The 12,092-nt window shown below is 59.3% G+C and carries 11 protein-coding genes; 7 read left to right on the top strand and 4 right to left on the bottom strand.

Features of this window, described 5'->3' with window-relative positions; genetic code table 11:
* Positions 1–119 precede the first annotated feature (119 nt).
* Complete coding sequence (gene cysK / locus NAV33_RS06940) at positions 120–1,094, top strand: cysteine synthase A (RefSeq protein WP_255979288.1); 975 nt, start codon at positions 120–122, stop codon at positions 1,092–1,094.
* 112 nt (positions 1,095–1,206) lie between these two features.
* On the opposite strand, the gene NAV33_RS06935 is transcribed toward cysK, so the two are convergent.
* Complete coding sequence (locus NAV33_RS06935) at positions 1,207–2,124, bottom strand: DMT family transporter (protein WP_255978297.1); 918 nt, start codon at positions 2,122–2,124, stop codon at positions 1,207–1,209.
* Between the two features lie 156 nt (positions 2,125–2,280).
* Between NAV33_RS06935 and aceK the strand changes: the two genes are divergently transcribed.
* Positions 2,281–4,002 (top strand): bifunctional isocitrate dehydrogenase kinase/phosphatase, encoded by a 1,722-nt coding sequence (gene aceK, locus NAV33_RS06930; RefSeq protein ID WP_255978295.1) that lies wholly within the window; start codon positions 2,281–2,283, stop codon positions 4,000–4,002.
* A 191-nt stretch (positions 4,003–4,193) separates the two neighbouring features.
* The gene (locus NAV33_RS06925; RefSeq protein ID WP_255978293.1) at positions 4,194–4,319 is read left to right on the top strand and encodes a PA1414 family protein; all 126 of its coding nucleotides are present in this window, start codon (positions 4,194–4,196) and stop codon (positions 4,317–4,319) included.
* A gap of 34 nt (positions 4,320–4,353) precedes the next feature.
* Here NAV33_RS06925 and NAV33_RS06920 read toward each other — a convergent pair whose 3' ends face one another.
* Positions 4,354–5,025, bottom strand: a complete 672-nt coding sequence (locus NAV33_RS06920; protein WP_255979286.1) for a glutathione S-transferase — start codon at positions 5,023–5,025, stop codon at positions 4,354–4,356.
* Between the two features lie 96 nt (positions 5,026–5,121).
* Between NAV33_RS06920 and NAV33_RS06915 the strand changes: the two genes are divergently transcribed.
* Complete coding sequence (locus NAV33_RS06915) at positions 5,122–5,718, top strand: tRNA-uridine aminocarboxypropyltransferase (RefSeq protein WP_255978291.1); 597 nt, start codon at positions 5,122–5,124, stop codon at positions 5,716–5,718.
* Positions 5,719–5,722: 4 nt separating this feature from the next.
* On the opposite strand, the gene NAV33_RS06910 is transcribed toward NAV33_RS06915, so the two are convergent.
* Positions 5,723–6,124, bottom strand: a complete 402-nt coding sequence (locus tag NAV33_RS06910; protein ID WP_255978289.1) for a YbaN family protein — start codon at positions 6,122–6,124, stop codon at positions 5,723–5,725.
* A 15-nt stretch (positions 6,125–6,139) separates the two neighbouring features.
* Entirely contained in the window at positions 6,140–6,727 is a 588-nt protein-coding gene (locus NAV33_RS06905; protein WP_255978287.1) for a YecA family protein, read from the bottom strand.
* A gap of 257 nt (positions 6,728–6,984) precedes the next feature.
* Between NAV33_RS06905 and recQ the strand changes: the two genes are divergently transcribed.
* From recQ to NAV33_RS06890, 3 genes are all read left to right on the top strand, one after another.
* Complete coding sequence (gene recQ, locus NAV33_RS06900; RefSeq protein WP_255978285.1) at positions 6,985–9,108, top strand: DNA helicase RecQ; 2,124 nt, start codon at positions 6,985–6,987, stop codon at positions 9,106–9,108.
* Between the two features lie 168 nt (positions 9,109–9,276).
* Positions 9,277–9,708, top strand: a complete 432-nt coding sequence (locus tag NAV33_RS06895) for a MarR family transcriptional regulator (RefSeq protein WP_255978283.1) — start codon at positions 9,277–9,279, stop codon at positions 9,706–9,708.
* A 376-nt stretch (positions 9,709–10,084) separates the two neighbouring features.
* Positions 10,085–12,076 (top strand): FimV/HubP family polar landmark protein, encoded by a 1,992-nt coding sequence (locus NAV33_RS06890; protein WP_255978280.1) that lies wholly within the window; start codon positions 10,085–10,087, stop codon positions 12,074–12,076.
* The last annotated feature ends 16 nt before the right edge of the window (positions 12,077–12,092 follow it).

Genomic DNA, 12,092 nt, shown 5'->3' with positions numbered 1-12,092 from the left:
TCATCATGGAACTGCTTACCTGTTGGTGGACCCCGGCACGCATCGGTGAGTTCGGCTGGACGAGCCCTGAGACTGCGCTTAGGCTCACCAGTCTGTTTTTCTTCTCGCAGGACACAGTCATGAGCCGCATCTTTGCTGACAATGCACAGGCCATCGGTAACACACCGCTGGTCATGATCAATCGGCTGGGGCCCAAGGGCGTCAGCATCATGGCCAAGATCGAAGGCCGCAACCCGGCCCACTCGGTCAAATGCCGGATCGGCGCGGCGATGATCTGGGATGCCGAGGAAAGTGGCCGCCTCAAGCCGGGCATGACGCTCATCGAGCCGACTTCCGGAAATACCGGAATCGGTCTGGCTTTCGTCGCGGCGGCGCGCGGCTACAAATTGATGTTGACCATGCCGGCGTCGATGAGCCTGGAGCGGCGCAAGGTGCTGAAGGCGCTCGGTGCGGAACTGGTGCTCACCGAACCGGCGAAGGGCATGAAGGGCGCTATCGAGAAAGCAACTGTAATCGCCGCGTCGGATCCCGAGCGCTATTACCTCCCGCAGCAGTTCGAGAACCCATCGAACCCGGCGATCCATGAAAAAACCACCGGGCCGGAAATCTGGAACGACACCGAAGGCAATATCGATGTGCTGGTTGCAGGTGTTGGCACCGGAGGAACCATCACCGGGGTTTCACGCTATATCAAGAACACCAAAGGCAAGAAGATTCTTAGCGTGGCGGTCGAACCAACCAGCTCTCCGGTGATCAGCCAGACCCTCGCCGGCCAAGAGGTCAAACCCAGCCCTCACAAGATTCAGGGAATCGGTGCCGGTTTCGTGCCGAAAAATCTCGATTTGACAATGGTCGACCAAGTCGAGCTCGTTGATGACGAAGAGTCCAAGGCGATGGCGCTGCGATTGATGCGTGGAGAGGGCATCCTTTGCGGTATTTCCTGCGGCGCTGCCATGGCTGCGGCGGTGCGTCTGGCCGAGCGTCCTGAAATGCAGGGCAAGAATATCGTGGTGATTCTCCCTGATTCCGGCGAGCGTTATCTGTCCACCATGCTGTTTGCCGATATGTTCGGCGAACAGGAACTGCAACAGTAAGAGGTTGCTACGCCGGATCGTTCGCTCGATTCGGCGCCGCCCGGCTATAGCCAGGCATGCTGTTGATCGTACTCGGGCTCGTTCTTGTGTTTCGGCATTCGTCCGGCCAGCGCTAGCTGCGCTGGATTTCTGGCGCTGCCACGGTTGTGGTCGGCGCCTGTTTCAGCACCAGCCAGAGCGCCACCGCAATCAGCGCACCACCATAGAGGTAGGCCCAGGACAGCGGCTCGTTGAGCAGTAGGGCGCCCCAGAGTACGCCAAAGGGCGGAATGATGAAGGTCACCGTCAGCGTGCGGACTGGGCCGATATCAGCCAACAGCCGGAAATAAAGGATATAGGCGAAGGCGGTGCAGACGACACCGAGCCCGACAAGGCTGAGCCAGACCGTACCGCCGCCCCAGGATATTGGCGGGGCCGCCAGCAGCGATATCAGGAACAGCGGTAACAGGCACAATGCCGCGCCCATCTGGCTACCAAAGGCTACTAGCTCGCTTTTCAGCCCGCCGTGCTGGTTGATCCAGCGGCGTGTCAGGAAACCGCCGAAACCGTAGCAGGCGGTTGCACCCAGGCATGCAAGCGCACCAATCAGCAGGCTCGCGTCGAATGCCACGGGGCCGGTACGCGTCAATAGCGCTACGCCGCTCAGGCCGCAGATCACGCCGATCACCTTCGTCGTTGTCAGCTCCTCGGCGAAAAACAAGGCGCCGATGATCACACCCATCATTGGAGTGGTGGCGTTGAATATGGCTGAGTAGCCCGTCGGCAAAAACTGCGCGGCCAGCGCATAAAGCGCGAAAGGAACGCCGGAATTGATCATCCCTAGGATAAAACACAGCTTCAGTTTGCCGTGAAAGTCCCAGCGAATCCGCATCATCGCCAGTATCCCCAGCAAGCCGATACAGGCGAACAGTACACGGAGAAATGCGGTGGGAAAGGTTCCGAGTTCCGGCGCGATGATGCGCATGAACAGGAAGCTGGCGCCCCAGATTGCAGCGAGGCTGAGCAGACGCAGAAAGTCTAAAGGGCGCATGACTGGCTCCGGTGAGGGGACGACAAAGTGTTGGTGAGACTTGCTCATCTCGCAACTCGAAACACGCTTTCAAACTTTTCCGATCTCGTTGCGGCGCTTTCATTGCCATCGGCCGCTGGATAAGCTCGGGTTTTCGTTGCTGCAGAGATAGCCGACATGGTGCAGACATCGTCCGACGCCGAGATTGCGCGGCAGATCCTGCTGGGCTTCGATGATTATCGTGAGCACTTCAGGCGGATCACCGCGGGCGCAAGGTCTCGCTTCGAGCAGGCGCAGTGGCAGGACGCCCAGCGTGCCTCGGCGGCACGTATCAATCTGTACGAGCAAAAAGTCGGTGAAACCGCTGCGGCCCTGCGTGCGGCATTCCAGCGTGAGGTTCTGCTGGAAGTGCAGCGCTGGCCACAAATCAAAAGCGCTTATATCGACCAGATCAACCCGCGCTTCGATGATGAGTTATCCGAGACCTGGTACAACTCGATCTTCTGTGCGCTGTTCAGCCACGATTGCATCAGCGACGGCACCATGTTCATCCATACCACCCGGCCATCGAGCCGTATCCATGAGCGGATGGCACAGACGCGTCGGTACAGGCCTGAAGGTGACCTTCATAGTGCGCTCGTGCAAATCCTCGATGACTTCGCCTTCGCTGTGCCCTATGGCGACCTGAGCGGCGACCTACGGCGCCTCGATGCGCAGCTGCAAATGTCTTTGCCAGACTGGGTATGCAAAGACTCTGAACTTACCGTCGAGCTCTTTTCCTCGGTGCTCTACCGCAACAAGGGCGCCTATCTGCTCGGACGAATTTTTACGCGCGATGAGCAGTGGCCGCTGGTAATACCATTGCTGCACCGCGAGGGCATGGGCATCGTCGCCGATGCGCTGATCACGGATGAGGCGGAAGTCTCGATTATCTTTTCCTTCACCCGTTCGTACTTCATGGTCGAGGTGCCGATTCCGGCAGAATTCATCGGCTTTCTCCAACGCATCATGCCGGGCAAGCACATTGCCGAACTCTATACCTCCATCGGTTTTTACAAACATGGCAAATCGGAGTTCTACCGCGCGCTGATCAATCATCTGGCAACCACCGATGATCGCTTCATCATGGCGCCGGGCGTGCGTGGAATGGTGATGAGCGTGTTCACGCTGCCGGGTTTCAATACGGTATTCAAGATCATCAAGGACCGGTTCTCGCCAACCAAGAACGTCAACCGCGCAACCGTCATTGAAAAGTATCGGCTGGTAAAAAGAGTCGACCGGGTAGGGCGCATGGCCGATACCCAGGAGTTCGCTGATTTCCGTTTTCCTCTGTCGAAGTTCGCCCCTGACTGCCTGGCCGAGCTGTTAGAAGTTGCGCCGTCAACGGTCGAGGTGCAGGGCGATACGGTGCTGGTGCGTCACTGCTGGACCGAGCGGCGCATGACGCCGTTGAATATTTACGTGGAAAACGCCAGCGAGCAGCAGGTCCAGGAGGCATTGGAAGATTATGGCTTGGCGATCAAGCAACTCGCTGCTGCCAATATCTTTCCCGGCGATATGCTGCTGAAGAATTTCGGCGTGACTCGTCATGGTCGGGTGGTGTTCTACGACTACGACGAGATCTGCTTTCTCACCGAGGTGAATTTCCGCTACATCCCCGAGCCCCGCTATCCGGAGGATGAAATGTCTTCCGAGCCCTGGTATTCGGTCGGTCCGAATGATGTCTTCCCGGAAGAATTTCCGCGCTTTCTATTTGCCGATATCAAGCAGCGCCGGTTATTCGCCAAGCTGCATGGCGAACTGTATGACGCCGACTACTGGAAAGGTCTGCAGCAAGCGATAACCGATGGCAAGGTCATCGATGTTTTTCCGTACCGGCGAAAAGAGGAACCTGCTTAATAAGCGACCGCCAGGTGATAAACGCTGAACGCTCAGCTTTTGTTCCGGTCGCAATTTATAGAGCCGGGTGAAGGTACTCCGCATGAATAAACTGCAACATCTGCCGCAGGCGGCTATGCAGTTCTTGGGTTATGCTCATATCGAAGCCCCAAGGCTCCACCAAGACCCGTTACAAGCAGGAGGGTTAGACCATGAAAGCATGGCTCAGTAGTGAGTGCTGGAATCTGGCAGTGGCGCTTGGCTTTATCGAACCGCCTCGCCTGCAACCCATTCCGGTTCGCGCCCAGCGAAGCAAATCAGCGACGCCGCGCCGCTGATTCGATGACCGATCGACCCGGGGGGCTGAATTCTTCAGCGCCCTGGCATAACTGAACCACCTCGTTCTACGGCTCGTTGATAAGCGGGGCGGTCATGTATTTGTTGTAAGAACGCCGTCAGCCGAGGACGGCTTGCATCCAGTCCGGCGCGGGCTCGGGCGGCTTCCAGCGGAAAGCTCATCTGAATATCCGCAACGCTGAATTCCTCTCCCGCGAACCATTGATTTTGCTCCAGCTCGCTTTCCATATAGTCCAGATGCAGCTTTAGTTGCGGGCCGATGAATGCCCTGTCGGCACCCTTGGCGATTGCCCGCGCTACAGGGCGGATAAAAAATGGCATCGGCCCCTTGGCGACGCGGTCGAATACAAGTTTGAGCAATAGCGGCGGCATGGCCGAGCCCTCCGCATAATGCATCCAGTAGCGAAAGCGGAGATATTCCGGAGAGCCTTTTGGTGGGGTCAGTCGGCCGTCGCCGTAGCGCTCTACAAGGTATTCGAGAATCGCAGCTGACTCGGCCAACGTCAGTTCACCGTCGGTGATAACGGGTGACTTGCCCAGCGGGTGCACTTTTTTCAATTCAGCTGGCGCCAGCATTGTTTTCGGGTCCCGCGCGTAGCGTTTGATCTCGTAAGGCAGCTGCAACTCTTCCAAAAGCCAGAGCACGCGTTGCGAGCGGGAATTTTCCAGATGGTGCAGCGTAATCATCGGTACGTGCCTTCTCGTTATCATGAAGCGACCAGCATAGCCTGCCGCCACGTTTTCACTCGATGTGGCAGACTTTGCCTCCCTGCAGGAGCCGTCATGTCCCGTCCGCAATGCCCGCGCTGTCAGCGTCCGCTGAGCCACTGTCTGTGCTTGCTGATCCCTTCGCTTGCCAGCAGAACGCAAGTACTGATCTTGCAGCACCCGAGCGAAACCGGACATGCGTTGAATACAGCTCGTCTGGCGGCGCTTGGCCTGACCAATGCCGAGTTGCGCGTGGGGGAATCGTTCGAGGATCTGCCTGTCGATGATGGCACGGACAGCTTCCTGTTATTTCCTGGCGTTGATGCCGTGCCGCTCGAGCAACTGGCGAAGAGGGTCGAGCCGTTGCGATTGATCGTGCCAGACGGCACCTGGCGCAAGGCCCGCAAATTGTTGCACCTCAATCCAAGTCTCGCCGCTCTGCCACGCGTCGCGTTGCCGGCGGGGCTGGTGTCTCGCTATCGACTGCGCAAGGCGCCGATGTCCGGTGCGCTGTCGACGCTCGAAGCGATAGTGACGGCATTGAATACGCTGGAAGGAGCCGGACGCTTTGATCCCTTGCTGCGGCCATTCGAGGCCTTGATCGAGGCGCAGATCGACGCTATGGGGGCAGAGATCTATCAGCGTCATCATGGGAACCGCCAGCAAAGCTGAGCGCTCAGCGTGGTGGAAGGGTTTTCAGACGGAGGACATACAGCGTCACCAATGTTGCACTGATAAGCATGCCGAGCCGCGCCCAGAACAGCGGCACCAGCCCGCAGGACAAGCCGATGCTGAACCACATCGTCGAGATCGTGTAAATTTTCGCCTTCAGCGGAATGCCGTTGCCCTCCAGGTAATCCCGGAACCAGGGCCCGAGCCGTGGATGCATCACCAGCCATTCGTAGAAACGCCGCGAGCTGCGTACGAAACAGGCAGCCGCGAGCAGGAGAAACGGCGTGGTGGGTAGGACCGGCAGGAAAATACCGATGACGCCGAGGGCGACGCTCAGCCAGCCGACTACCAGTAGCGCGTAACGCGCTACCGGGTTGCGATACGTCGGGATATCGCGGTGGGCCAAGAGGCTATCCGCGTATCAGTGCCGGCGCGGCTTGAGTAGCGCTGGCTTTTCTTCGGGGGCGTGGCAGATCAGATAAAGCGCTGTGAGGATCTCGGGAATCTGCGAGACCATCTCATCGACCAAGTCCGGGTCTGCGGCGATGTCGCTGAACTCGGGTTGCTCATCGAACAGCCCGGAGCCGACCATGATCGGCAACAGCAGCTCGCTGACTTCTTCCTCGGACTCTTCGAACCACACTGCTTCACGCATGAACACGCCTTCCATGAAGCCGATGCACCAGCCGCGCATATCGGATTCGTCCGGCTCGTCACCCATTTCCAGTTCGCAGGGCAGCTCCATGTCTTCATCGCTGGCCAACTGCCGGGCGATATGCGCCTTGAGTTGGATGAGTGTCGCCTCGATGGCTTCGCGCTCGGTGTCGTCAGCGTACTTCGGTGGCTCGGCGAACAGCGCGTCGATCCATTCACGCTCGGGCACCTGCTCCGAGCAGATGCACAGGGCGGTCAGGTAGCCGTGCGCGGCGATGTAGTCCAGCGCCTCTTCATGCAGGTCATCTGCATCTAGAAACACTTGCAGGCGGGCGAGTTGCTCGGCGAATGACATCGATGACTACCTTGGATTGGAAACAGCGGTGATTCTAGACGAGCCGTGGACCTCCGGCTACCGCGGGCTATCCGCGCCGTAGCGGCCTCGTCAGTTTTTTTCAGCCCTACGCCTTCGACAGATGGAAATATCGTTCCGGAGTTCCGCCGCAACGGACCTAACAGTCTTGCACGTCCGACCATCGCGTCGTGAGGGTGTTCCGCCTGAACGCCGCGCTGGTGTCGCGTATACTCGCGCGTCTTGTTTCGGAGACCGGCATGCTCGATCAGGCACAGCGCATTCTCAAAGATGTTTTCGGCTACGACGCGTTTCGTGGCAACCAGGGTGCGATCATCGAGCGCGTGGCCAATGGCGGCGACGCCCTGGTGTTGATGCCGACCGGTGGTGGTAAGTCGCTTTGCTTTCAGGTGCCGGCGTTGCTTCGTGATGGCCTGGCCGTAGTGGTGTCGCCGTTGATTGCGTTGATGGACGATCAAGTGGCTACGCTCGAGGAGCTTGGCGTCGCGGCCGTGGCGCTCAATTCCACACAGAGCCCGGAGCAGCAGCGCGAGATCGCCGATCGCTTGCGACGCAACGAAATCAAGATGCTCTATCTCGCGCCCGAACGGCTGGTCCAGCCGCGTATGCTGGCTTTTCTGCAGCGCTTGCAGATCGGTTTGTTTGCCATCGACGAGGCCCATTGCGTCTCGCAATGGGGCCATGATTTCCGCCCCGAGTATCTTCAGCTCGGACAGCTTGCCGAGTTCTTCCCCAGCGTGCCGCGGCTTGCCCTGACGGCGACAGCGGACAAGCGAACACGGGAAGAGATCGTCCAGCGGCTGCATTTGGAAAACGCAGAACGCTATCTATCCAGTTTCGATCGACCGAACATCTTCTATCGCATCGTGCCGAAGGAGCAGCCGCGCAAGCAGTTGATGGCCTTTCTCAGCGAGCGCCGTGGAGATGCAGGCATCGTCTATTGCCTGTCGCGCAAGAAGGTCGATGAAACCGCGGCGTTTCTGAGCGAACAGGGCTTTCCCGCGTTGCCTTATCACGCCGGGTTGCCAAACGATCTTCGAGCTTTTCACCAGAAGCGCTTCCTCAATGAGGAAGGTCTGATCATGGTTGCGACCATCGCTTTCGGCATGGGCATCGACAAGCCCAACGTGCGCTTCGTCGCGCATCTGGACTTGCCCAAGTCGTTGGAGGCTTACTATCAGGAAACCGGTCGTGCGGGTCGTGATGGCCTACCTGCCGATGCCTGGATGGCGTACGGCCTGCAGGACGTCATCTTCCTCAAGCAGATGCTCAACAATTCCGAAGGCGACGAGCGACACAAGCGCATCGAGCAGCACAAACTCGACGCCATGCTGGCGCTGTGCGAGGAAACCCGCTGTCGCCGTCAGGTGTTGCTGGCGTATTTCGACGAGCAGATGCCGGAGCCTTGCGGCCATTGCGACAACTGTGTCGATGGCGTGCAGACCTGGAATGCCACCGAGCCCGCGCGTCAGGCGCTGTCTGCGATCTACCGCAGCGGTCAGCGTTACGGTGTCGGGCATCTGGTCGATATCCTGCTCGGTCGCGACAATGAAAAAATTCGCAGCCTTGGCCATCAGCACTTATCGGTGTTCGGTGTCGGTAAGGCGTTGTCGGAAGGGGAATGGCGCTCGCTGTTCCGCCAGCTGGTCGCGCGCGGTTTGGCCGATGTGGACCTGGACGGTTTCGGCGGACTGCGGCTCAGTGACAGCTGCCGCGCATTGCTGCGTGGGGAAGTCACGTTGGAGCTGCGTCGCGAGTTGGCTACCAAGACGCCGAAGTCAGCTACCAGCGCGGCGAGTCAGCTGGTGCGCAGCGAAGAGCGCGAAACCTGGGAGGCGTTGCGCACCTTGCGTCGCAAACTGGCCGAAGAGCATGGCGTGCCGCCTTACGTGATCTTCCCGGATGCGACCTTGCTGGAGATGCTCCGCAGCCAGCCAGGCGCTCTCAGTGACATGGCGCGCATCAGCGGCGTCGGCGCGCGCAAGTTGGAGCGGTATGGCCAGGCTTTTCTTGAGGTGCTGCAAGGCACAGCAAGCGTGGTCAGATCGCCGGCCGATGTTCGTCACGAGCTGATTACACTGGCTCGCGCGGGCATGACCCCGGCACAGATCGCTCGCCAGCTCGATTGCAGCGAGAAGAACGTCTACGCCATGCTCGCTGAGGCGATCGGCCAGCAGCAGCTCAGCCTGGAGCAGGCCCTCGACCTGCCTGAAGAGTTGCTCGGTGAGATCCAGGAGGCCTTTCTCGATGGCGAGGGTGAACTACCGCCCGTTGCGGCGATAGCCGAGCTGTTTGCCGGGCGGGTACCCGAGGCCGTTTTGTTCTGCGTGCGAGCCTCTCTCCAAGCCGAGTTCGAGCTCTAGCGCAGTACCTTCTTTAGTGCGGCGTATTGCCGCTGCGCTTGTTGGTCACAAGGTCTGGAGCGGGCCTCGTGCAATCCACGGTTACGTTCTCGGCTGATGGTAGCCTTGCCAGTATTTTGGGGCTGTGGTTAGCTCACTAATAATTAGTTTTTCCAGGAAACCCGCGCCATGTACCCCGACCAACATCGCTTCGCCATGCAGCTGGCGCAACTTTCGCGTAGCTGGCGCGCCGAGCTGGATCGCCGGTTGGCGGATCTCGGCCTCTCACAGGCACGGTGGCTGGTTCTGCTTCATCTGGCCCGTTTCGATCACGATCCTACCCAGCGCGAGCTTGCACAGAGCGTTGCAGTCGAGGGGCCGACATTGGCGCGGTTACTGGACGGCCTCGAAGCGCAGGGGCTCGTGCACCGCAAGCCTGCGCCCGAAGACCGCCGGGCGAAGCTGATCACCCTCGGCGCTCCGGCCCGTCCTCTTATTCAAAAGATCGAAGCGATCTCGAACCAGGTCCGGCAAGAACTCTTCGATGGCATCGACGAGGACGACTTGCGCAAGTGTCAGCAGGTGCATGCACGCATCCTGGCCAACTTGATCAAGCGATAAAACACGCCTCAGCCGGGCGTTCAGGGGCGCCCCGACGCATCTTCCCGCCCGGCCCTATCTTGGCGCGTGAACTCACATGCCACTCCGAGCACTCGGCGTTAAGTCCCGCTCTGCGCTGCATCGCGTCCGTATCCAAGTAATTCAGTATCCAAGCGACCATATCTAGCGCCTTAGGTGAGAGACGGCGAAGCGTAGCCGTCTGTCTTTTGACGTTAGGCTCAAATTCGTCAATGATGGCACAATGCCTTTAGCGCATAGCCGACGGGCTGCATACATCTTTTCTTGTTTCCGTCGATAACCGTGTCACAGGTTGAGCGTTCAAACAGGCGAGCCGGCGATCAATCGCGCCGAGCGATGCCTTTATCGCGGAGGTCACATGGCCCTTGGTCGTCGAGTTTTATTGTTGGTAGCCTCCGGTTCGCTGCTCTATTCCAGCGTGGTGTCGGCGCTGGGAATGGGCGATATCACGCTTCATTCGGCGTTGAACCAGCCGCTGAGTGCTGAAATTGATTTGCTGGATGTGGGCGAACTCTCGGCAGAGGACATTCGCGTGGTGCTGGCCTCCAGCAGTGACTTCGAACGCATCGGTGTCGAACGCCTGGCATTCTTGCAGAACTTGACCTTTACACCAGTGATCGAAGGGAATCGCAGCCGTATTCGTGTCGCTTCCAACAAGCCGGTCCGCGAGCCCTACCTGAATTTTCTGGTACAAATCACGCGTGCCAAAAGCCGACTGTTGCGCGAATACACGGTACTGCTCGACCCGATGCCTAGCGCGCCGCAGTTAGAGACCCGTGCGATTATCAGCGTCCCGCAAGCTGTGGTTTCGCCAGTGCATACCGCGTCGTCGAGTTTCGTGCCGCCGGCCGCTTTGCCGCAGGCGTCCCTAGGCAAGCGTCATCTCGTAGCGGGCGGAGAGAATCTGTGGACGGTTGCCAATGCGTATATGGCAGAAGGCAGTCAGAGCTCGTTGTCGCAATTCATGCACGACATCCAGGTACTGAATCCAAACGCTTTTGCCGATGGCGACCCGAGTCGACTCAATGCGGGTGCACATCTGCTGCTGCCAGACGTTGCTGTGCAGCCTGCCATTGCGCAGGTGAAACAAGCCGTTGAGCCAGTGTCGATCGACGCGTTGACTCCCATGCCTCAGTTAACCGAGATGACCGCGGCCGAAGACCAGGTCGCTGTTTTGCGCCGGCAGCTGTTCGACGAATTGGCTGCCAGCCGCGACGAAAATCAGCAGCTGAAACAGATGCTGGTTGAACTGCAGCTTCAGCTCGAACGCGTCAATGCCCAACTTCAGAACCAGCGCAGCCTACCGGAGGCGGCTATTGAGCAGCCGTCGACAATAGAGCCGTCAGCGCCCGTTGCCACAACGCCGTCAATCGTTGAGCCGCAAAGCGCGACAGAGCGGCCTGATAGCGCCCCGTCGATTGCGCAGCCAGCCGTGATGAGCACGGCACGCGACGACGGGTGGCGTGATTGGACGATGCCTGGCGCAGGTGTGCTGGTTTCGCTGTTGTTCGGGGGCTTGTGGTTCAACCGTCGTAACAAGTCCGCGACCAAGGCACTCGAGGCCGTACCAAATAGTCCAATTCTGTCGAAGCGGCTGCCGCCGTCGACGCTCACGGCAGGCTTGGACATGCCACGCCAGCCGGCACATGCCTCGGTAAGCGAAACCGACGTGTTAGAAGCCGCCGATATCTATCTCACCTATGGCCGCCGCGCTGAGGCATTTGACGTGCTGCAGCGGGGCATCGAGCGGGCACCGGACCAGCTGGATCTTCGTCTGCGCCTGCTCGGATTGGTGGCGGAGTCAGGCGACGTAGAAGCGTACAACGGTGCCGCAGCTGCCTACCTAGAGGCAGGTGGCGATTTGGCACAATTGAATCAGTTGGTGGCGTTGCATCCGGCACTGGCCGCGGCCGTGGCACCGATAGCATCGTCGCAGGGCCCTGCGGAGACGATAGCTGCCGAAGCGGAGTTCACTCTTACGCTGAACGAGCCCATGGCGGCGCCGTCCGTTTCGGCGGAGGATCGTTCCGTGATGGACGACCGGTCTGAGGACAGTGTCGAATCATCTACAGCCTCGCAGCTTTGGCTGAACGACTTCGACGAGGTGCTGACGCTGGGTGAGTTGCCAGCATTGCTGGAAGGCGCTGACTCGTTCGCGTCGATGCCTTTAACGGAGGAAATCCGCCAGCTGGAGCCGAACCCCGAACATCTGGTTCGCCTCAATCAAGCAGTGGCCTATATAAAGCAGGGAGACATGGAGAGTGCTTGCACGATCCTGGAGAGTCTCGCTACCGAGGGCGACGAGCAACAGCGACGACAGGTCAACGAGCTGCTCGCTCAGATCGCCTGAAACATCACCTCGGCGG

Origin of the sequence: Stutzerimonas stutzeri (assembly GCF_024448715.1) — a bacterium.
Taxonomy (GTDB): domain Bacteria; phylum Pseudomonadota; class Gammaproteobacteria; order Pseudomonadales; family Pseudomonadaceae; genus Stutzerimonas; species Stutzerimonas stutzeri_AR.
This window is presented reverse-complemented; position numbering and strand designations above follow the sequence as displayed.